At 55.6% G+C, this 20,848-nt stretch carries 18 protein-coding genes; 3 read left to right on the top strand and 15 right to left on the bottom strand.

What is annotated here, in order from left to right; genetic code table 11:
* Positions 1-7: 7 nt before the first annotated feature.
* The gene (locus ACWKXT_RS13340) at positions 8-1,408 is read right to left on the bottom strand and encodes an MFS transporter (protein ID WP_454528236.1); all 1,401 of its coding nucleotides are present in this window, start codon (positions 1,406-1,408) and stop codon (positions 8-10) included.
* Between the two features lie 225 nt (positions 1,409-1,633).
* Here ACWKXT_RS13340 and ACWKXT_RS13335 point away from each other — a divergent pair, with 225 nt between their 5' ends.
* Entirely contained in the window at positions 1,634-2,452 is an 819-nt protein-coding gene (locus tag ACWKXT_RS13335) for a helix-turn-helix domain-containing protein (protein ID WP_454532619.1), read from the top strand.
* Here the strand turns inward: ACWKXT_RS13335 and araD are convergent, their stop codons facing one another.
* From araD to yiaK, 8 genes are read right to left on the bottom strand one after another with little or no spacing between them, the layout of a single operon-like run.
* On the bottom strand, positions 2,453-3,148 hold the full coding sequence (gene araD / locus ACWKXT_RS13330; protein ID WP_454532618.1) for an L-ribulose-5-phosphate 4-epimerase: 696 nt from the start codon (positions 3,146-3,148) through the stop codon (positions 2,453-2,455). It lies immediately after the preceding gene.
* Positions 3,142-4,002 (bottom strand): L-ribulose-5-phosphate 3-epimerase, encoded by an 861-nt coding sequence (locus ACWKXT_RS13325; protein WP_454528239.1) that lies wholly within the window; start codon positions 4,000-4,002, stop codon positions 3,142-3,144. The genes araD and ACWKXT_RS13325 overlap by 7 nt, the downstream gene beginning before the upstream one ends.
* 2 nt (positions 4,003-4,004) lie before the next feature.
* Positions 4,005-4,658, bottom strand: a complete 654-nt coding sequence (gene ulaD, locus ACWKXT_RS13320) for a 3-keto-L-gulonate-6-phosphate decarboxylase UlaD (protein WP_454528240.1) — start codon at positions 4,656-4,658, stop codon at positions 4,005-4,007.
* The gene (locus tag ACWKXT_RS13315) at positions 4,655-6,160 is read right to left on the bottom strand and encodes an FGGY-family carbohydrate kinase (protein ID WP_454528241.1); all 1,506 of its coding nucleotides are present in this window, start codon (positions 6,158-6,160) and stop codon (positions 4,655-4,657) included. Before ACWKXT_RS13315 ends, ulaD begins: the two co-directional genes overlap by 4 nt.
* Before the next feature lie 56 nt (positions 6,161-6,216).
* Positions 6,217-7,536, bottom strand: coding sequence for an MFS transporter (locus tag ACWKXT_RS13310; protein WP_454528242.1), 1,320 nt, complete (start codon positions 7,534-7,536; stop codon positions 6,217-6,219).
* 42 nt (positions 7,537-7,578) lie between these two features.
* On the bottom strand, positions 7,579-8,505 hold the full coding sequence (locus ACWKXT_RS13305) for a DUF4862 family protein (RefSeq protein WP_454532617.1): 927 nt from the start codon (positions 8,503-8,505) through the stop codon (positions 7,579-7,581).
* 26 nt (positions 8,506-8,531) lie between these two features.
* Positions 8,532-8,999, bottom strand: coding sequence for a YhcH/YjgK/YiaL family protein (locus ACWKXT_RS13300; protein WP_454528244.1), 468 nt, complete (start codon positions 8,997-8,999; stop codon positions 8,532-8,534).
* A 10-nt stretch (positions 9,000-9,009) separates the two neighbouring features.
* Entirely contained in the window at positions 9,010-10,008 is a 999-nt protein-coding gene (yiaK, locus tag ACWKXT_RS13295) for a 3-dehydro-L-gulonate 2-dehydrogenase (protein ID WP_080329875.1), read from the bottom strand.
* Positions 10,009-10,232: 224 nt separating this feature from the next.
* Between yiaK and yiaJ the strand changes: the two genes are divergently transcribed.
* A complete protein-coding gene (gene yiaJ / locus ACWKXT_RS13290; protein WP_217479256.1) occupies positions 10,233-11,051 on the top strand; it encodes an IclR family transcriptional regulator YiaJ in 819 nt (272 codons plus the stop codon).
* A 4-nt stretch (positions 11,052-11,055) separates the two neighbouring features.
* Here yiaJ and avtA read toward each other — a convergent pair whose 3' ends face one another.
* Both avtA and ACWKXT_RS13280 read right to left on the bottom strand, forming a co-directional pair.
* Positions 11,056-12,312 (bottom strand): valine--pyruvate transaminase, encoded by a 1,257-nt coding sequence (gene avtA, locus ACWKXT_RS13285; RefSeq protein ID WP_454528245.1) that lies wholly within the window; start codon positions 12,310-12,312, stop codon positions 11,056-11,058.
* A gap of 240 nt (positions 12,313-12,552) precedes the next feature.
* Positions 12,553-14,583, bottom strand: coding sequence for an alpha-amylase (locus ACWKXT_RS13280; protein ID WP_454532616.1), 2,031 nt, complete (start codon positions 14,581-14,583; stop codon positions 12,553-12,555).
* 314 nt (positions 14,584-14,897) lie between these two features.
* On the opposite strand from ACWKXT_RS13280, the gene ACWKXT_RS13275 reads away from it, so the two are divergent.
* Entirely contained in the window at positions 14,898-15,722 is an 825-nt protein-coding gene (locus ACWKXT_RS13275) for a protein bax (protein ID WP_454528247.1), read from the top strand.
* 39 nt (positions 15,723-15,761) lie between these two features.
* On the opposite strand, the gene xylR is transcribed toward ACWKXT_RS13275, so the two are convergent.
* The 4 genes from xylR to xylF form a co-directional block, all read right to left on the bottom strand.
* Positions 15,762-16,940 carry a D-xylose utilization transcriptional activator XylR gene (gene xylR / locus ACWKXT_RS13270; RefSeq protein WP_028015065.1) on the bottom strand — a complete coding sequence of 393 codons (1,179 nt, stop codon included), beginning with the start codon at positions 16,938-16,940 and terminating at the stop codon, positions 15,762-15,764.
* A 33-nt stretch (positions 16,941-16,973) separates the two neighbouring features.
* Positions 16,974-18,155 (bottom strand): xylose ABC transporter permease XylH, encoded by a 1,182-nt coding sequence (gene xylH / locus ACWKXT_RS13265; protein WP_041911621.1) that lies wholly within the window; start codon positions 18,153-18,155, stop codon positions 16,974-16,976.
* Positions 18,133-19,674, bottom strand: a complete 1,542-nt coding sequence (locus tag ACWKXT_RS13260) for a xylose ABC transporter ATP-binding protein (RefSeq protein WP_454528248.1) — start codon at positions 19,672-19,674, stop codon at positions 18,133-18,135. The genes xylH and ACWKXT_RS13260 overlap by 23 nt, the downstream gene beginning before the upstream one ends.
* 71 nt (positions 19,675-19,745) lie before the next feature.
* On the bottom strand, positions 19,746-20,738 hold the full coding sequence (xylF, locus tag ACWKXT_RS13255) for a D-xylose ABC transporter substrate-binding protein (RefSeq protein WP_454528249.1): 993 nt from the start codon (positions 20,736-20,738) through the stop codon (positions 19,746-19,748).
* Between the last annotated feature and the right edge of the window lie 110 nt (positions 20,739-20,848).

Genomic DNA, 20,848 nt, shown 5'->3' with positions numbered 1-20,848 from the left:
ATTCTCCTCAGGACGTTACGTGACGCTGGCGCAGGTCAGTGGCAATGCGCGACATCATTGGGTTGTTAAGCCTGCACCAGCGGATAGCGACCGCCAGCAGCAGGTGGAAAAGGGCAGGCAGCAGCGTCTCCATGGCGGTGATGCCCTGTAGTGAGGCTGGCGTCTGGTTGCCCGCGCCTGGCTGATAGGCCACGGCAATAAACACCAGGCTGATAATCCCGGCGCTGGACGCCCACGCAAGCTTGATGAAAAACAGGTTGAAGGCGAAGTTCATGCCCGACGAACGCACGCCGGTTTTCCACTCGCCGTAGTCATCGGCAAAGGCCATGAGCGAGAAGTGCAGCGGCAGGGTGAAGCCCAGGATCACGCCGTTGCTTAAAATAACGATAAGCCAGAGCGTCTGGTGCGCCGGGCCACCCGGCAGGAACCACATGCCCACCGCAAGCGCCGCGAGCACCAGGTTGGTGTAGTAGTAGAGTTTGACGGTATCAATTCGGCGCGACAGCGGGTTGACGATCACCGCGCCCAGAATGGCGGCAAAGGTCACCATGGTGAAAAACAGCGAAGTGTACGCCGTGCTGCCCTGAAGCACGTAGGTGATGAAATACATGTACCCGCCGCCGCGAATGTTGAAAACGTTGATCAGCAGAAACGACATCACCAGCATCAGCAGTAGCTGATCGTTTTTACGCAGGCCCGCCAGATGCTCGCGAAGGGTGAATTTGCCCATCAGCGCCAGCGGGACGCGCTCGCGTACCCAGAAGAAGCAGCATAAAAACATCACCACGGCGATGGCGCACAGCACGCCGACGCCGAGCTGATAACCCCGGGCCGTATTGCCCTGGCCCAGCTCCGCCACCAGCCACGGCAGGCCAACGGAGACCAGGAAGCCCGCCACGCCGCAGAGCACAAAGCGCCAGGACTGGCAGGATATGACCTCGTTGTGGCGGGTGGTCATGGTGTTGATCAGCGCGCAGTAGGGCACGTTGATGGCGGTATAACCCACGGACAACAGCAAATAGGTACCGAACGCCCAGGCGATTTTCACGCCCATGCTGGCTTCCGGAACGGTGAAGGTCAGTACGCCGATAATGCCTATCGGGACGGCGACCCAGAGCTGCCAGGGACGAAAACGCCCCCAGCGGCTCTGGGTGCGGTCTGCAATCACGCCCATCACCGGATCGGAAATCGCGTCAAACACGCGCAGGGCAATAAACAGCGTGCCCACGAGCGCAGGGGTGAGGCCAAATACATCGGTATAGAAAAAGGTCAGAAAGTTCATGATGAGGCAAGTCATTACCGTGCCGCCCGCGTCGCCCAGGCCATAGCCTATTTTTTCGCGAACGGACAACCGGTCATCTGCCGCCCCTTGTGTCACGTCTGATTCTGTAATCGGTGTGGAAGTCATGAAGTAACTCCTCGGAGAACGAATTTATTATCGTATTTATGCAAGGTACCTCTTTATTCTGCATCGAACGAAAAGGCCAACAAGGGAAGGGAAAAGTATAAAAAGGTGACGATTCCGACCTGATGATAAAAATGTGATTCCGATCGGACAGATATTCGAATATTGATTAATAATCAACGTGTAAGTCGAATATTAACGGCAATAAAAGCGGAATGGTGAATATCCATGCTCGAATTATCCATAGCGCTTCCGATTAAGGTTCAAAATGGCGGGCTATTTATCTCCCGCGGAGTGGGCCGCCATCCTGCGCGAAAATTAACGTCGTGGGAGATTATTTTTGTCGAAAAAGGGACATTAACGATCCAGGAAGAAAATCATGTTTTTGACGTTAATGCGGGAGAGAGTTTGTTGCTTTGGCCGCAGCGTCGGCATGTGGGCGTGGAAGATTTCCCGGCGGACCTGCGCTTTTACTGGTTGCATTTTGAGGTGGAGCCGCAAGATCCAACGTTACTCAACGCCGCTCCTCTGGCAATAGAACAACACTGCCGCGTCAGAGATGCGGAATATGTGATTGCGCTATTTCGTCAATTTCTCAGCGAGCAGGAGAAATTAAAGCGCAGCCTGGCGCTGGAGATGATTTTATTATTGATTTTACAGCAGGTGTCGAACTCTTCAGGGTATGAAGACAGCGCAGATCAGGCCGGTGCGGCGATGGCCTGGAAGGCAAAACAGCTTATACGCACGCAGTTTCATTTACCGATATCCACTTCACAGCTGGCAAAAGCGTTGCACTGTAATGCAGATTATCTCGGGCGTGTATTTCGCCGGACATTCCATTTAACCCTGACGGAGGCGATACATCGCCAGCGCGTCAGGGCGGCGGAAAAATTGTTGCTGGATGGTTCTGCTTCGCTTACCGAAGTGGCAACCCGCTGCGGCTTTAACGACGTGGGGTACTTCCGGCAGATATTCTCGAAGCACACCGGATTAACCCCCGCCGTCTGGAAACGGCGGTACTGTAAGGAGCATATTAATTCCGGTTGATTACTGCCCGTAATAGGCGTTCGCCCCGTGTTTGCGCAGATAATGCTTGTCGAGCAGCTCCTGCTGCATAACCGGTAACTGCGGTGCGAGCTGGCGTGAGAACAGGCCCATGTACGCGCACTCTTCCAGCACGACGGCATTGTGGACCGCATCGGCAGCATCTTTACCCCAGGCGAACGGACCATGGGAATGAACCAGTACCGCCGGGATCTGCATTGGGCTGAGATCGCGCTCCTCGAAGGTTTTGATGATCACTTCACCCGTCTGGTACTCGTATTCTCCTTCGATCTCTGCCGTGGTCATCAGCCGCGTGCAGGGGATCGCGCCGTAGAAATAGTCTGCGTGCGTCGTGCCCCAGGCGGGGAGATCCAGCCCCGCCTGCGACCAGATGGTGGCGTGGCGGGAATGGGTATGTACGATGCCGCCAATCTCCGGGTAACGGCGATACAGTGCCAGATGGGTTGGTGTGTCAGAGGAGGGTTTTTTACTGCCTTCGACCACCTGGCCAGTGGCGATGTTTACCATCACCATATCCTCTGCCGTCATCACGTCGTACTCCACGCCGGACGGCTTGATCACCATCATGCCGCTTTCGCGATCTATTGCGCTGACGTTGCCCCAGGTAAAGGTCACCAGCTGGTGGGCGGGCAACGCCAGGTTTGCCGCCAGCACCTCGGCTTTGAGTTGTTCTAACATGTCATGCCTCCTTCCTGCATACGGGCTTCAATCCAGCGGCGCGCCTGGATAATCTCCAGCACCGGCTCTTTGGCTTTTTCAGTCCACATTTCAATCAGAAACGCGCCGCGATAGTTCAGCTTATTCAGCGTGTTAAACACGCCGACAAAATCGACGCAGCCTTCGCCAAACGGCACGTCGCGGAACTGGCCGGGGCTTTGTTCGGTCACGGGTTGGGTATCTTTCAGGTGGATAGCGGCGATGCGGTCGATGCCCAGCGTCAGCTCGGCGGTGACGTCGTTGCCCCACGCGCTCAGGTTGCCGACGTCCGGGTAAACGCTGAACCATGGTGATGCGAGCATATCGTCCCACTTTTTCCATTTGCTGATGGAGTTCATAAACGCGGTATCCATGATTTCTACGGCCAGCATCACCTGCGCGGCGGCGGCCTGCTCGACGGCCCATGCCAGTCCTTCGGCAAAACGTTGTTGAGTACCTTCATCATGTTCTTCGTAATAGACGTCGTAACCCGCAAGCTGAATGGTGCGAATACCTAAGTCGCGCGCCAGCCTGATGGCTTTAGTCATGATCTCACGGGCGCGTTGGCGCACCGTTTCGTCGCGGCTGCCAAACGGGAAGCGACGGTGGGCAGATAAGCACATAGATGGGATCGCCACGCCCGTTTCGAGCATTGCTTCGACCAGTGATGCACGCTGCGTGGTGCTCCACTCAAGGCGCGATAAGCGCTCGTCGGTTTCATCCACCGACATCTCAATGAAATCGAATCCGCAGCTCTTCGCCAGGACCAGGCGCTCCGGCCAGGAGAGATCTTTTGGCAGCGCTTTTTCATAAATCCCTAACGGATGCTGACGCATGGTTATTCTCCCCATATATCGCGGATTTGCGAATGGAATGCCTTTGCCACCTGCGGCGGATTAGCGGCGCTTGCCAGCGCGCGCCCGGCAATAAAGGCTTTGACGTTGATCTGCTTAAACAGCGGCAGGTCGGCGGGGGTGATGCCGCCGGTAATCGAAAGCTGTAAACCAATGTCGGAGAGCGCTTTCATTTTCGCGAGATCCGCTTCGCCCCACTGCTGACCGCTCGCCTGTGCATCGCGCCCGCGGTGATAGATGGCCTGCTTCACGCCGACGCGATGCCATGCGCGCGCGTCGTCCAGCGTCCAGTTGCCAAAGAGCTCTATCTGGATTTCTCCCCCGCAGTGCAGCGCCACCTCGTGGCCTCGTTCAACGGTGGCCAGCGGGGCGGCGCAGATGATGGTCATCCAGTTCGCGCCCGCGCCAAACGCCTGTTCTGCCAGCGTTTCTCCGGCATCGGCGACTTTCCAGTCCGCCACGATAATTTTCTCCGGGCACTGTTTGCGCAGCGCGCGGACGGCGCTTAGCCCTTCGGTCAGGCATAAAATGGTACCGGCTTCGACGATATCGACGTGATCTGCAAGCGTCGCGACATCGCGCTGCGCGGCCTGAAGTGAGGTGTGATCGAGCGCCAGCTGCAGTAATGGTTGGCTCATAGGTCGTGCTCCTTAACCTGGGCGTGATAGCCCTGTAATGCTGAAATCAGTAACTGATAGCGGTGATATTTGCGTTGATAGGCCGCATGGGCGCCCATGTCGGGTTCAATCACCCGGATGTCATGTTTAAGGGCGCGTTGCGCCGTGTGGAAATCGGGATAGATGCCTGTACCGACCAGTGCGGCCAGCGCTGCGCCGGAACAGCCAGTCTCTTCAACCTGGGGTAATTGAATTGTCAGACCGCTGACATCCGCAAGCATCTGCATCCACACGTCCGAATGGGCTGGGCCACCCGTGACGCGCAGTGCCTGCACCTGGGTAAAGCGCTCAAGCATACGGTTAAGATGGGTCATATGGCTGAACACCACGCCTTCGTAAACCGCCTGTAGCAGGTGCGCGCGAGTGTGCAGCGCCTGCATGCCGTAGAAACCGCTGGTCATCTCCAGCCCGGCGTTGCTGCCGTAGAGGAACGGCAGGAAGTACACATCGCTTTCGGCTTTCGGCAGGCTGGCGACGGCGTGGTTGATCTCGCTGAACGACATGTCGCCCCACTGCGCAGTGAGCCACTCAAGGTTGCCGGAGGAGGTGGGGCTGGCTTCGTGAACAATGTACTGTTGCGGGTGAACGTAGCGGCCATAGACATAGGGAAACGGTTCGTTGTCCCGAAGCGCATTGGCAATCCCGCTGGTGACGGCCCAGGTGCCCATCACGGCATTCAGCGTGTGTTCGTCGTGCAGCCCGGCGCAGAGCGCGGTGGAAACCACATCAAACAGTCCACCAACGACGGGCGTGCCCGCCGCGAGACCGGTAAGGGCGGCTGCCTGAGCGGTGATTTCCCCGCAGATTTCTGCTGAACCGACAATCGGCGGCAGGGCGCCGTCAATTTCGCTGATACCGAGCCAGCACGTAAGCTGCGGGTCATACTGGCCGGTATTCATGTTGTAGAGATTGGACTCGGAGATATTGCTCTCTTCGCAGCCCTTCACGCTGGTCAGACACCAGCGCAGATAGTCGTGCGCCATCATCACGCAGCCAATTTGCTGATAACGCTGCGGCTCGTTCTCTTTGACCCAGCGCAGAAGCGAGGCCGGGTGCCCGGTCCACAGCGTCTGGCGCGTATGCGGGTAGAGTTTTTCGGGGATGCCGTCCTGCTGCCAGCGCTGCACAATCTCCAGTGCCCGGCGGTCAGAGGAGAGCATGGCATTGCCCAGGGGCCGATCCTGTTTATCGAGAAGAAACAGTCCCTTGCCCTGAGCAGAAATGCCGACGCCTTTGATCTGCTCTCCGTCTACGCCTGACTGTTTGAGCAGCGTGGCGACGGTAGCGTGGCAGTGCTGCCACAGTGACGGCATATCCCGCTCGGCGTAGCCCGCACGCGGGCTGAGCGTGGCAACGGAGCGGCGTTCGATACTGACTTCTTTGCCCTGGCTGTTGTATAACCCGGCTTTCAGATAAGTACCGCCACAATCGATACCCAGCCAGAAGGGCTCTTTTTCACTCATCTTTGACTCTCTCGTCTTGCTCCCTCTCCCTGTGGGAGAGGGCTGGGGTGACGGCATCAGGCCGCACGCTTATGCGGATTCACTGTGGGATTGGGTTCTGAGCCGGCATCACATTTCGCTGGTAACAGCAGTGCCAGCAGCGCGGCCAGCGCCAGAGAAACAGCCAGGCAGTAAACCCCCGCGTCTTTGCTGTAGAGCGTAATCAGTACGCCCACGGCATAAGGGCCGCAGAATCCGCCAAGGTTGCCAAGCGCATTGATCACGCCGCGCGCACCGCCTGCCATTTCGGCGCTAAACAGACGTGCAGGAATCGTCCAGAACACCCCAGCGGCGGACTGCAGGAAGAATCCGCAGCCGACCAGAGCGGCATAGGCCAGCCAGGTGTTTGCTTTCAGCGCCACGGAGAGGAACATGCAAAGTGCGAAGCCAATCAGCGGCAGGGAGACAAACAGCTTGCGCTTGCCGGTGCGGTCAGAAAGCGTAGAGAACAGGAACATCCCCGCAATGGCGCCGATGTAAGGCAGAATGGCGAGCATCCCGACCTGGCCGATGCTGGTGTGCGTCAGCTCCTTCAGGATGGTTGGCAGCCAAAGGGTGTAACCGTAAATCCCGGTCTGGTAAAAGAAGTTCAGGGCGATTAATTGCCACATGGTTTTATCGGAAAGCACGACGCTCAGTGAGGCATTTTTCACCTCTTTTCCGGCGATGGCCTGCTGTTCTGCGGCCAGCGTTTGCATCAGATAGTTTTTCTCGGCCTCTGAGATCCAGCGGGCTTCCTGCGGACGGTCGTAAACGGTGAACGCCCACAGTACCAGCACCACCACGGACATCAGCCCTTCAATGATGAACAGCCAGCGCCAGTCGAGCGCAGTGATGATCCAACCAGAAAGCGGCGCGGTGATGATCCCGGCAATCGGCACGAACATGATCACAATCGCGTTGGCGCGGCCACGCTCGGCGTCCGGGAACCAGTTGCTGATCATGGTGAGCACAACGGGCAACATCCCGCCTTCCGCCACGCCGAGTAAGAAGCGCAGCACCAGAAGCTGATACTGGTTAGTGACAAGCCCGGTCAGCACCGAGATCACCGCCCAGGCGACCAGCGACCAACCGATAAACTTCTTGCCGCTGCCGTGCACGGCAATCTTGCCACCCGGGACCTGCAGGAACAGATAGCCGATAAAGAAGATCCCGCCTGCCAGGCCTGCCATAGTGGCGGAAATGCCCAGTTCTTCATCCATTCCGCCGGGCATCGCAAAGGCGATATTTACGCGGTCCATGTAAGAAATAATGCAGGCGATAAGAATAGGTGGAATGATTCTTAGCCAGCGCTGGCGCGGAATATCCGCATGTAGAGCATTCGATGAAATATTCATGGTTAATGTCTCAGTGAATGTAATCGGAATATGTTTTTGTTTTTATTGTGTCGCTTTATTCATTGCATTAATGCCGTCACGCAAAATGGCGATGCGATGGCTGACATCAGCATTAGCATTTATTTCCAGTAATTTAATACCGGAGAATTTCAATGTTGCGCTGCTCGCCGCAGTAAAGAGAGATGTCGCCTGTTCAGTCGTCATTAAACTGTCGGCACAGAACGAAGAAAACGGCGCGTGCAGATCCTGCCACTCCCCATATTCGCCGCGGGTGGTGGTGCCGGAGAACATCAGCGCGCCCAATTTTCCGGCTTTACATGCGGCCTGAACGTGTTCAAGCGGAACGGTGGAATTACGCCCTTCAATGGCCGACCGCGCCCAGTTGATGCAGACGTTGATGTCGGTGTCTTTCACCACCTCCAGCACCTGCTCTAAGGGCAGGAAACCCTTGCGCGGTGCCGGGCCGTTCATGGCATCGCAGTGTTCCAGTACCAGATCGCAATCCCAGTCCCAGCCCGCGATTTCCCGAATCGAGCGGGAAAACGCTTCGGTAGCCTGTTCGACGGATGTATTCCCGGCCTGCGGCGCCGCCTGCATTTCCAGGGCGATGACTTTTCCTGGAAAACGTGCATTTACAGCGTCAATTTTCTGGTGCAGATGCCAGTAAAAGTCTACACTTGCTTTACGCTGCGCTTCGTCGGCTGACGCCAGACCAAACGCGCCGTTCGTGCCACGACGGCGCATGGTTTCCATCACCGCCGTGACGACGATTTGCCACTCGCCCGGCGTATGACGGAACAGCCACTCGTCACCGAAAGGATGAAGGTTTTCCAGGCAAGGTTGTTCCAGCCCGCGTATGTACGGTGTGTCGGAAAGTTCCCGCCAGAAGGATTGTTCTTCTTGTTCCCCTTTCTGGTGAAACGAGGGTGCGCAGGGGTACGCACCAATAATAAAACCGGCGTTGGTCATTTCGCGTTCCTGTATTTGTCAGAAAATTACAATAATTCGCTAATTGCCACTTTCACCACAATTTTACGAATTACTGTTTCCTTGTTTTTAATACAGGCAGGACGATGCACATCCTGCGGGAAAAATATGGCATAACTGCCGGGTATCATTTCGATAAACGACTCATTTTCGCTGTCGTGATAAAAAATAATATCTCGCTGTTCCAGTAATGATTCGCTTATTTTGTTATTTCCGGTATCAATAGCGATACCGATTTTCTCTTCACCCCAGGCCAGAAACTGAATATCCAGATAGCGGCGGTGTACTTCAGGACGGTTTTCGTGTTGTTCCTTTGTGGTGAGGTCGAGCACCTGGGCAAAAATAGTGCGGCCTTCAATTTCCACCACGCCTGGCGCCAGGGTCGTGAAATCCGTGGTGCGCAGAAAATGAAGCGCTTTTTCAATCGCCAGCGGCAGGCGACACGGATTGGGCTGGGAAATATGTCCGAATATCATGGTCCACTCCTTACAGAGACTGGATTTTCGCCCATACGCTGTCGTCAATGGTTATGCCGTTGCGACGGTTCTCTTCCTGCAGACGCGTGAATTCATGTCCCGGCAGACGAACGGCAACATTTTCATCAGCGCGTTCGGCGGTAGTGATGAAGTCCATGATGCGTTGCAGTTTGGCATCGCGGGTTGGCCCGTCGATCAGGCGATCCACTTCGATGGCGATAAAGATCTGCGATACGCCATATTCGTCGCTATTGTCCTGGGTCACTTCTGCGACGGAAGAGCCGTTCGAAAGCAGGGTGGCGATCATGTCGAGCACGATGGATAAGCCTGAACCTTTCCAGTAGCCCATCGGCAGGATGCGGCGGTTTTTCTCTATCACGCCCGGCTCTCGGGTGAGATTGCCCTCGTCGTCAAAGCCGCCATCTACAGGCAACTCGCGCCCGGCCAGGCGGTTCACTTCCAGCATGCCGTAGGAGAACATCGACATCGACATATCGACCATGGTGATGGGATTCGACGGGATAGCGACGATCAGCGGGTTGGTGCCGATGCAGCATTCTTTTGATCCCCATGCGGGCATAACGGCAATGGAGTTGGTCCAGCAAATTCCAATATAACCTTTCTCAGCCGCCTGCCAGCCGTAGCTACCGCCGCGCATCCAGTGGTTGGCGTTACGCAGCGCCACCAGGCCGATACCGTGGTCGGAAGCCAGTTCGGTGGCGCGATCCATCATCTTTTTCGCCGTCAGGTTGCCAATGGAGCGTCGGGCATCCCACTGTTCGATGGCGCCTAATGAGGTCACCCGCTGTGGCTGGGCGTCAGGAATGATGTCGCCAGCATCCAGTTGCTGAATAAAACGCGGGAAGCGGTTTACGCCGTGTGAATAAACGCCGGATTCGGTGGTGCGGGCAAACATCTCTGCGCAGGCATCGGCAGTCTCCACTTTTACGCCGCGATCGAGCAGAACCCGATTGAACGCCGCTTTCAACTCTTCGAAGGTCACTTTCATCCCTGTTCTCCTGTTTTTTAGGGGCAAGTGCGAATGCTTTTTTATCTCTAAATTTCACTATGCGAAATATGATTTCAAATATAGCGATCAAATTTTGTCAGATCAACGACATTCATGTTTTTCAAAAACCATTAAAATCAACTGGTTGTGTTTTTTCTGTTGAGATCGTGAACTAAACCACACTTTGCGCTACCATCAGGAGCGCGATAAAAAGGAGCGATTTGATGAGCATGAAAGAGAGCGAAATAACGCAGGAAAAAGAGAGGCCAGCAGGCAGCCAGAGCCTGTTTCGCGGCCTGATGCTGATTGAGATCCTCAGCAACTACCCGAACGGGTGCCCGCTTGCGCATTTATCGGAACTGGCAGGTTTGAATAAGAGCACCGTCCACCGGTTACTCCAGGGACTGCAGTCGTGCGGATACGTTACCCCGGCGCCAGCGGCGGGCAGCTATCGTTTGACCACTAAATTCATTGCCGTCGGGCAGAAGGCGCTGTCATCGCTCAACATTATTCACGTGGCGGCCCCGCATCTTGAGGCGCTGAATATTGCCACTGGCGAAACGGTAAACTTTTCCAGCCGGGAAGATGACCACGCGATCCTAATCTACAAGCTTGAACCAACAACCGGCATGCTGCGTACGCGTGCTTACATTGGCCAGCATATGCCGCTCTATTGTTCTGCAATGGGCAAGATCTATATGGCCTTTGGTCATCAGGATTACGTGGCGAGTTACTGGCAAAGCCATCAGGAACAGATCCAGCCTTTGACCCGCAATACCATCACTGAACTGAGTGCTATGTACGATGAGCTGGCGGAAATTCGCGATCGCAGCATGGCTATGGACAAAGAAGAGAACGAGCTGGGTGTCTCCTGTATCGCCGTGCCGGTGTTTGATATTCATGGTCGTGTGCCGTATGCGATTTCCATTTCGCTGTCGACATCCCGCATGAAGCAGATAGGCGAGAAAAACCTGCTCAAGCCTCTGCGCGAAACGGCAGAGGCGATATCAAAAGAGCTGGGTTTTAACGTGCGTGAGGGGTAACGCGTTACTGGCTGCCTTCGTGCCACGCTTTTTCAATTTCTTCAGCGAGAATTTTGACGCCTGCTTCGATTTTCTCCGGATCGGGCACGTAGTTCATGCGCATGCACTGGTGCGTATGCGGCCATGGCTTATCCAGACCCGGGAAGAAGTAATCGCCCGGCACCATCAGCACGCCGCGCTTTTTCAGACGCTGATAGAGCAGTTCGGTGGTGATAGGCAAATCCTTAAACCACAGCCACAGGAAAATCGCTCCTTCAGGTTTGTGGATCAGGCAGCGTTCTTCCGGCAAGTAGCGGCGAAGCGTCGCAATCGTCTCCTGAACGCGCTGGAAATAGAACGGCTTGATCACCTCATTAGACAGACGCAGCAGGTCGTTGCGCTTGATCATTTCGCACATCATCGCCGGGCCGATACCGCCCGGTGAAAGGCTGATAATGCCGTTCATATTGGTAATAGCGGTGATGATTTTTTCGTTGGCGATGATGATGCCGCAGCGGCTGCCCGGCAAACCCAGCTTGGAAAGGCTCATGCACAGGACAATGTTCGGGTTCCACAGCGGGCGTGCTTCGCTGAAGATAATGCCCGGGAACGGTACGCCGTAGGCGTTATCGATAACCAAAGGGATGCCGTGCTGATTTGCCAGAACATCCAGCTTCATCAGTTCGTCGTCGGTAATGACGTTACCCGTTGGGTTGGTCGGACGTGATACGCAGATCATGCCCGTCTCTTCGCCAATATGCAGGTGTTCAAAATCGACGTGATACTTGAACTGGCCTTCCGGCAGCAGCTCGATGTTCGGGCGCGCGGAGACGAACAGATCCTCTTCCAGGCCGGAATCGGCATAGCCGATATACTCCGGGGCCAGCGGGAACAGCACTTTTTTGGTGGTGCCGTCGGCACGACGTCCTGCGAACAGGTTAAACAAGTAGAAAAACGCGCTCTGGCTGCCGTTTGTCAGTGCAATATTCTGTGGTTCGATATCCCAGCCCAGCTCTTCACGCAGCATTTTGGCAAGGAGAGTCAGCAGCTCGGTTTTACCCTGCGGGCCATCGTAATTGCAGAGCGCATCGGTCGCTTTGCCGTTTTCCAGCATCTGCGTTAGCAGCGTCTGGAAATAGGTCGTCATCTCCGGAATTTGCGCCGGGTTTCCGCCGCCGAGCATGATGGCGCCCGGTGTGCGCAGCCCGTCGTTGAGGTCCTCCATCAGGCGAGTAATGCCTGAATGGCGGGTGAATTTGTCGCCGAAAAGTGAAAACGTCATAGCAGGTGTTCTATCGAGCTTATTTTGAAAGTGGGTAACCATAACGCTAGCACCGTGCTGGTGCAAATCGGGAGGTGTGGTCGGATTTGTCGTTTTATAGGGTGGGTAAGGGTTTATTCAGTGAATTGTTCTGGTGTATTTTCCCCTCACCCTAACCCTCTCCCCACGGGGGAGAGGGGACCGCACGGAGCCGTCTTTTCTCCCTCGCCCCTTTGGGGAGAGGGCCGGGGTGAGGGGGGGCTACTGATTACCCGCCCATACCACCATCACCTTATCGCCATTATGCTCACGCACAAAGCCATACCCCTCTTTCAACGACAGCGTGGTGTGCTTGCCTTCGCCAATCGCCGGATGACGCGCGCGGAACTGGCCGAGAGTTTGCCAGTGAGCGACGGTTGAGGCCTGCGTGCCCGTGACGTCCTGCCAGTTCATATCCGAGCGGGTACCCTGCAGCGGGTCGGACCCCGTCGGGCCGAACGGACGCTCAGATTCATCACCGTAATAAATTTGTACGCTGCCCGGCGCGAGCAGGAGCAGCTCCGCAGCTCGCTGGCCCCCTTCGCGGAACAGACGCGTATCGTGTGATGAGAGATAGCTCAGCACGTTGAAGCTTTGCAGCTTTTCCGCCATCTGCTGCCAGGTGAGATCCATATCTGCCAGACAATCCACCGCTTTTGCCGCCTGCTCCTGATAGTCAAAGTTGATCATCGCATCAAAACCGTGGCGGTAATAATCGCTTTGCATCACTCCGTGGCCCCAGGATTCGCCGGTCATCCAGAAGGGCGCATTATCGAGCTTTTTGTCCGGGTTGGCCCCTTTCCACGCGGCCAGCGCCTGGCTTGCCTGATCCTTTAACTGTTGCCATGCCGCAAGCTCGACGTGCTTAGCCGTATCGACCCGGAAACCGTCGATACCGTAGTCGCGTACCCACTGGCTGAGCCAGTGGGTGAGATAGTCGCGCGGCGTATATCCCGGGATGGCTTTCGCGTGGGTATCGGGCTTATGCTGATAGAAATTGGGTAACCCGGAAGGGGTGGTGGATTCTGTTTTCAGGTCCGGGAGAAACGCCAGCGACATGGTCAAATCGTCGAAGCCGGGGTTGTCGTAATCACCGATGTCGGTGCGGATCCATTTCTTGCCCCACCATTTTTCCCATGCGGCTTTGTCGCTGAAGTTGATGTAGTCATTAAAACTGTGCCAGCTTTGGCCCGCGCCCGGCTTCCAGTCTGTCCAGCGTTCGCCCAGGGTCTTTTTCAGCTCATCCCCCTGCAGGTACAGGGCGCCAAACTGGTACGCCTGCATGTCCGCAAGCGTCGCGTAGCCCGCGTGGTTCATAACGATATCGAACAGGATGCGAATGCCGCGCTTGTGCGCTTCATCAACAAGATGGCGCAGGTCATCCTCGGTGCCCATGTTGGCATCAAGCTTTGTCCAGTCCTGGGTGTAGTAGCCATGATAGGCGTAATGCGGGAAATCACCTTTGGTGCCACCGCCTACCCAGCCGTGGATCTGCTCAAGCGGGGAGCTTATCCAGAGCGCGTTCACCCCCAACTGCTGTAAATAGTCGAGCCTGCTGGCGAGCCCCTTGAGATCGCCCCCGTGGAAGGTGCCAATCTCCTGCATACCGTCTTTGTGGCGACCATAGCTGTTGTCGTTGCCCGGGTCGCCATTCACAAAGCGGTCGGTTAGCACAAAATAGACGGTGGCGTTCTGCCAGCTAAACGGCGCAGGTTTGTCGGTTTCGGCGCGCTCAAGGAGCAGCAGGCCATTACTGCCCGCAGCGGGCTGCAGGGTTATATTTTCATTCTGTACCGTCGCGGTCTGTTTGCTGTAGAAATCACGCACCACGGTGCCTTCCGGGAAGGTATGGCTGACGTCCAGCGTTAGCGGTTTACCGTCCCACTTTGGGCACTGGCGGATAACGTTCGCAACAGGTTTTTCAGCCGTACTTTGAATGGTCAGGATCAGCGTGGGCGTGCCGGAGCGGGTATCAATCCGCATCTGGTATTCACCGTCGCGGAAAAGGCGCCACTGCGGCGGCGTGCCGTCGCAGGGCTTGAGCGACAGCATCTCATTGAGTTTTATCGCGTCCGCAGGCTGCCAGCACGTCTTGTCAAAACTCAGCGTCAGAGGACGCGTACCCTTCGCAAGCTTTGCCTGGCTGGTGAAAATCCCGGTGCCTTCGGCGTTAAATGCGTCAAACCCCGGCGATGACCAGTCAGCATGCGCCAGAGCGGGTAACATCAGAAAAGCTAATGCGGTGCGTTTCATTCCTTTTTCCTGTCGCGGCATTTTTGACCAGTGTGCCATCAGGTCGAGGTTAAAAACTCATCCCCCATCGCTTTCTGCAAGGAGGACGCGTGAGGATGAGTGATCTCGCGCAAAATGAGGCTGTTATCTGCGATAGCGCACACATTTTTTGTGGAATGCGGTTTTTATGAGCAAGTTTCAGGTGACATAGTTTCGGAATTGGACTATTTCTATACGTGCTCTTGAAGTCTATTTTTGATATGATTTGAGATTCCGCTCTCAAATTTGTGAAAAAAATAAGGTGTTGGGATGATTACATCCGACCAGGAGACCTAATGATATCGACTCCCATTCGACGATATGGGGCTGCGATACTCATGTTACTCACCACGGCATTTTCGGGTGAGGTGCTTGCGAAGACGCACACGGATACAACGAGTAAGAAAGCCCACGTAATAAAGACGACAAGTAGTAAGGTTAGCAGTAAACAAGAGTATTCTCGCAATAGTGCAAAGAGTAGTTCACTTCCTGATTTGCGAAAATACCCTTCCGGAACACCAAGGAAAAAAGCGTTTCTCCGGACGGTAATGCCTTACATCACAAGTCAAAATGCCGCGATTACGGCAGATCGAAACTGGTTGATTTCCAAACAGTACGATAGCCGCTGGTCGCCGTCTGAACGCGCACGTCTGAAAGACATCACGAAGCGCTACAAGCTGAGCTGGAACGGTAACACGCGCCGCGTGCCGTGGAATGCGCTTCTTGAACGTGTGGACATTATCCCGGGCAGTATGGTTGCGACCATGGCTGCTGCCGAAAGCGGCTGGGGAACGTCTAAGCTGGCGCGTAACAACAACAACCTGTTCGGCATGAAGTGTGCGAAAGGGCGTTGTAATAATGCACCCGGCAAGGTGAAGGGTTATTCTCAGTTCGAATCAGTAAAAGATTCCGTGAATGCTTACGCGGTAAATCTTAATACGCACCCGGCCTACTCATCATTCCGTAAATCACGCGCTCAGCTGCGTAAAGCGGATCAGGAAGTGACGGCCAGTGCGATGATTCACAAGCTGAAAGGGTATTCCACTAAAGGACAGAGCTATAACAACTATCTGTTCGCGATGTACCAGGATAACCAGCGCTTAATTGCCGCCCACATGTAATCTCAAAACAACGCCTTCCACTGGAAGGCGTTTTCTTTTCTAGATCAGCACTTCGCTGTGGCGATCCCGATACTCTTTCGGCGTGGTGTCATACTCTTTGCGAAACACCGAATAGAAATACTGCAGCGACGGATAGCCGCACATCTGCGAGATTTCGTTGATCGACAGTGACGTAGAGACAAGCAGGCTGCGGGCCTTCTCCAGCTTCTCCGCATGAATGACGGCATGGATGGTTTCGCCCACTTCTTCTTTGAAACGCTTCTCCAGATTCGAGCGGGAAATGCCCACCGAATCCAGCACCTGATCGACCTTAATCCCTTTACAGGCGTGGTTGCGAATATAGTGCATGGCCTGAATGACGGCCGGGTCGCTTAAGGAGCGATAATCGGTTGAGCGTCGCTCAACGACGCGAACGGGGGGAACCAGCAGGCGCTGAAGCGGCAGAGCCTCTTTATCCAGCAGACGGTGCAGCAGCTTCGCCGCCTGATAGCCCATCTGACGCGTGCCCTGGGCAACGGAAGAGAGCGCCACGCGAGACAGATAGCGGGTCAGTTCCTCGTTATCAATGCCAATTACGCACAGTTTTTCGGGCACCGGGATGTGCAAATGTTCGCAAACCTGCAGCACGTGGCGGGCGCGGGCGTCCGTGACGGCAATAATCCCGGTCTGCGGCGGCAGCGTTTGTAGCCAGTCTGCCAGACGGTTTTGCGCGTGCTGCCAGTTTTCCGGCGCGGTCTCCAGCCCCTGATACACCACGCCGCGGTACTTCTCCTGTGCGACCAGCTGGCAAAATGCGTGCTCGCGCTCGACGGCCCAGCGTTTGCCGCTGGTGGCGGGTAACCCATAAAATGCGAAGCGATGGACGCCTTTCTCTTTTAAATGGAGAAAGGCGGCTTCGACCAGCGCATGGTTATCGGTGGCAATGTAGTGGACCGGTGGGTAGTGTTCGGGTGAATGATACGAGCCGCCGACGCCCACAATCGGTACGTCGACGTCGGTCAGCAGTTGTTCGATGACGGGATCGTCATAGTCAGCAATGACGCCATCACCCAGCCAGTCTTTGATGTTCTCCAGACGGGTGCGGAAATCTTCTTCAATAAAAATATCCCATTCGGACTGCGACGCCTGCAAATATTCACCCACGCCTTCAACCACCTGACGGTCGTAGGCTTTGTTGGCATTGAATAACAACGTAATGCGGTGACGCTTTTCAAACATGGCTCGCTTCCCAATTCAGTCACAATGCGATTATCAGGCTCGTCGCTTGGTGGCAGAGTCCATCCAGACTGCCAGCAAAAGAATGGCTCCCTTGACGATATACTGCCAAAACGTCGGGACGTCCATCATACTCATCCCGTTATCCAACGACGCCATGATAAATGCCCCCATGACCGCGCCCGCCACGCTACCGATACCGCCTGCGAGGCTGGTGCCACCGATGACGCAGGCAGCGATAGCATCCAGCTCGGCGATGTTACCGGCGGAGGGAGAGCCGGCCCCCAGACGCGAGCTGAGGATCAACCCGGCGATAGCGACCATCAGGCCGTTAATGGCGAAGACCGCCAGCTTGGTGCGTTCGACGTTAATACCCGACAGGCGGGCGGCTTCAAGGTTGCCGCCGATGGCATAAATACGCCGGCCAAACGCGGTGCGCGTCGCCATAAACATGCCGCCCAACAGCAGCAGTGCCAGCAGCAGCACGGGTGTTGGAACGCCGCGATAGTCGTTTAAAAGCCAGATGGCGCCCAGCACAATGACCGCCGTGAGCGCCTGACGTCCCACCACCGACGTTGATGCAGGCGACGCCAGACCCAGCGCCTGACGGCGCATGCGTCCCCGCCACTGCCATGCGACAAACGCCAGCAGTCCCACCACACCGATCGTAAAGCCTATGCTGTCTGAGAGGTAACTCTGACCAATTTGCGACATCGCCGCGCTGGTCGGGGAGACGGTGGTACCGTTGGTGATGCCGATTAAAATTCCGCGGAAGGCCAGCATTCCGGCCAGAGTGACGATGAACGACGGCACCTTGCGGTAGGCAACCCACCAGCCGTTCCATGCACCCAGTACCAGACCCAGCACCAGCGTGACCGCCACGGTCAGCGGCAACGGCCAGCCGAGCCAGACGTCAAAAATGGCCGCCACACCGCCGAGGAGGCCCATCATCGAGCCGACAGACAGGTCGATTTCCGCGGAGATAATTACGAAGACCATCCCCACGGCCAGGATACCGGTGATAGCGGTCTGGCGGAGCAGGTTAGAGACGTTACGCGCGCTCAGGTAAGAGCCATCCGTCATCCACGTGAAGAACAGCATGATGACGATGATTGCTGCGATCATCACGAAAACCTGCAGGTTCAGCGCTTTTAGCCCCGCGAACGCGCCGGGCGTCGGAACAGCGACTTTGATATCAGACGGATTGCTTTTCGACATGACGTTCGCTCCTTAAAGCGGCTTCCATCACCTGCTCCTGCGTCAGGTTCTGGTTAATCAGGTTGGCTTTCAGTTTCCCCTCGTGCATGACCAGCACGCGGTCGCTCAGGCCGAGCACTTCGGGTAACTCAGACGAGATGACGATGACGGCAATCCCTTGCTGTACAAGCTGATTAATCAGTTTGTAGATTTCATATTTAGCCCCGATATCAATCCCGCGCGTTGGTTCATCAAGGATCAAAATGCGTGGATTGAGAAGCAGGCAGCGCGCCAGAATGGCCTTTTGCTGGTTGCCGCCGCTCAGGCGGCCAATCGCCAGTTCCGGCGAGGAAGTTTTGACTTTCAGCCGGGCAAGTGACTGAAGGATGCACTGCTGCTCGGCAGCATCGTCCAGGCTGCTCAGCGCGCCGGAGAAACGATCGAGTGCCGCAAGGGTGATGTTTTTACCCACCGCCATCACCGGCACGATGCCGTCTTTTTTGCGGTCCTCCGGCACCATGGCAATGCCGCGGGCAATCGCCTGCTGGCAGTTGTCGATTCTCACGGGCTGGCCGTCAATATAAATCGTGCCCTCCCAGCGCCCCGGCCACACGCCAAACAGGCACTGCACGGCTTCGGTGCGTCCGGCACCGACGAGGCCCGCAATGCCGAGAATTTCGCCGCTGTGAAGGGAAAACGAAACGTTATTGACCCGCTTAATGTGGCGGTTAACGGGGTGCCACGCGGTCAGGTTTTCCACGCGCAACACTTCATCGCCCTGAGTGTGGGGCTCATTCGGGTAGAGCGCGGTCAGCTCGCGGCCCACCATCATGGTGATAATGTCATCTTCACTCATGCCTGCGGCTTCACGCGTGCCGATGTGTTGCCCGTCGCGGATCACGCAGATGGTGTCCGAAATGGCTTTTACCTCGTTCAGCTTGTGCGAAATGTAGATGCAGGCGATGCCGTGGTTTTGCAGATCACGGATGATATTGAGCAGGACCGCAGTTTCCTGTTCGGTGAGCGACGCCGTTGGCTCATCGAGGATCAGCAGCCTGACCTGCTTATTCAGCGCCTTCGCTATTTCGACCAGCTGCTGTTGCCCCAGGCCCAGATCGCCCACGCGGGTATCCGGTGAAATGTGGAGGCTCACCTGCGCCAGCAGCTTTTCACAGCGGAGCGTCATGTTGTCGTAATCCAGCACGCCGTGGCGGGAAATCTCGGCTCCGAGGAAGATGTTCTCCAGCACGGTGAGATGCTTCACCAGCGCCAGCTCCTGGTGGATGATGGCGATGCCTTTACGTTCGGTGTCGCGAATGTGTGTCGCCTGAATAACTTCGCCAGCAAAGACGATTTCGCCTTCGTAACTGCCGTGCGGATAGATCCCGCACAGGACTTTCATCAGCGTTGATTTGCCCGAGCCGTTCTCGCCACACAGCGAAACCACTTCGCCGGGATTCAACCGGAGGCTGACGTTATCGACGGCTTTCACCGCGCCGAAGCGCTTGGTGATGCTTTTCATTTCAAGTAAATAAGGCATAACTGCTCCACATAACCGAGGGAAGAACAGTACAACGTGATGCGCCCCCGCAGAGCAGGGGCCGCGCCGGTTTACAGTTCACTCTTCTTGTGGAAACCGTCTTTAATCACGGTGGCGTCAATGTTCTCTTTATTGACTTCAATTGGCGTGAGCAGGCGAGCCGGAACGTCTTTCAGCCCGTTATTCAGCGTTGCGTCTGCTTTAGGTTGCTTACCGTTGCCCAGCTCCACGGCAATTTCCGCCGCCGTATTGGCAAGCTGGGTAATCGGTTTGTAGACCGTCATGGTCTGGGTGCCTGCGATAATGCGTTTTACGCCCGCCAGGTCAGCATCCTGACCAGAAATCGCGACTTTCCCGGCCAGACCCTGGGCGCTCAGCGCCTGGATAGCGCCGCCTGCGGTGGCATCGTTAGAGGCCACGACCGCATCAATTTTGTTGTTGTTAGCCGTCAGCGCGTTTTCCATAATTTTCAGCGCGTTTTCTGGCAACCATCCGTCGGCCCACTGATCGCCAACCACCTTAATTTTGCCGCTGTCGATGTACGGCTTAAGGACCTTCATTTGCCCTTCGCGGAACAGCTTGGCGTTGTTATCCACTGGCGAACCGCCCATCAGGAAATAATTGCCCTGAGGCACTTTGTCGATCAGGCTTTGCGCCTGTAATTCGCCCACTTTTTCATTGTCGAAAGAAATATAATAATCAATATCCGCGTTATTAATCATGCGGTCATAAGCGAGAACTTTTATGCCTTCTTGTTTAGCTTCTTTCACCACGTTACTTAATACCTGGCCGTTATAAGGGATAATGACCAGAACATCGACTCCCCGGTTGATCATATTCTCGATCTGCGACATTTGCGTTTCTTCATTGCCGTTAGCCGACTGAACAAACACATTCGCACCGAGCGATTCCGCTTTTTTCACAAAAATATCGCGATCTTTTTGCCAGCGCTCCAGACGCAGGTCGTCAATCGCCATACCAATTTTGACCTCCTTGGCATGGCCTGCAAAGCTTGCAAGGAGGAGAGTGGTGCAGAGCGTTAGGGTCAGGTTCTTTATCTTCATAATTATTAGGCCTTTTTGTAGGGGTATGTGCTGCTGAGATAAAAGAAACATTCACTGCTGGGTCGCAGCAAATTTTTAACGCGGAAAGGCAGGCTGGCAATTACAGATTT

This window comes from Enterobacter sp. UPMP701, from assembly GCF_053709515.1.
This window is presented reverse-complemented; position numbering and strand designations above follow the sequence as displayed.

Bases quoted from the DNA above. Each gene is read 5' to 3' on its own strand.
- araD (WP_454532618.1), bottom strand. From the start codon at position 3,148: ATGTTAGAACAACTCAAAGCCGAGGTGCTGGCGGCAAACCTGGCGTTG.
- ACWKXT_RS13315 (WP_454528241.1), bottom strand. From the start codon at position 6,160: ATGAGTGAAAAAGAGCCCTTCTGGCTGGGTATCGATTGTGGCGGTACT.
- ACWKXT_RS13335 (WP_454532619.1), top strand. From the start codon at position 1,634: ATGCTCGAATTATCCATAGCGCTTCCGATTAAGGTTCAAAATGGCGGG.
- ACWKXT_RS13340 (WP_454528236.1), bottom strand. From the start codon at position 1,408: ATGACTTCCACACCGATTACAGAATCAGACGTGACACAAGGGGCGGCA.
- ACWKXT_RS13275 (WP_454528247.1), top strand. From the start codon at position 14,898: ATGATATCGACTCCCATTCGACGATATGGGGCTGCGATACTCATGTTA.
- ACWKXT_RS13305 (WP_454532617.1), bottom strand. From the start codon at position 8,505: ATGACCAACGCCGGTTTTATTATTGGTGCGTACCCCTGCGCACCCTCG.
- xylF (WP_454528249.1), bottom strand. From the start codon at position 20,738: ATGAAGATAAAGAACCTGACCCTAACGCTCTGCACCACTCTCCTCCTT.
- xylR (WP_028015065.1), bottom strand. From the start codon at position 16,940: ATGTTTGAAAAGCGTCACCGCATTACGTTGTTATTCAATGCCAACAAA.
- ulaD (WP_454528240.1), bottom strand. From the start codon at position 4,658: ATGAGCCAACCATTACTGCAGCTGGCGCTCGATCACACCTCACTTCAG.
- yiaK (WP_080329875.1), bottom strand. From the start codon at position 10,008: ATGAAAGTGACCTTCGAAGAGTTGAAAGCGGCGTTCAATCGGGTTCTG.
- ACWKXT_RS13310 (WP_454528242.1), bottom strand. From the start codon at position 7,536: ATGAATATTTCATCGAATGCTCTACATGCGGATATTCCGCGCCAGCGC.
- ACWKXT_RS13300 (WP_454528244.1), bottom strand. From the start codon at position 8,999: ATGATATTCGGACATATTTCCCAGCCCAATCCGTGTCGCCTGCCGCTG.
- avtA (WP_454528245.1), bottom strand. From the start codon at position 12,312: ATGACGTTTTCACTTTTCGGCGACAAATTCACCCGCCATTCAGGCATT.
- ACWKXT_RS13260 (WP_454528248.1), bottom strand. From the start codon at position 19,674: ATGCCTTATTTACTTGAAATGAAAAGCATCACCAAGCGCTTCGGCGCG.
- xylH (WP_041911621.1), bottom strand. From the start codon at position 18,155: ATGTCGAAAAGCAATCCGTCTGATATCAAAGTCGCTGTTCCGACGCCC.
- yiaJ (WP_217479256.1), top strand. From the start codon at position 10,233: ATGAGCATGAAAGAGAGCGAAATAACGCAGGAAAAAGAGAGGCCAGCA.
- ACWKXT_RS13280 (WP_454532616.1), bottom strand. From the start codon at position 14,583: ATGAAACGCACCGCATTAGCTTTTCTGATGTTACCCGCTCTGGCGCAT.
- ACWKXT_RS13325 (WP_454528239.1), bottom strand. From the start codon at position 4,002: ATGCGTCAGCATCCGTTAGGGATTTATGAAAAAGCGCTGCCAAAAGAT.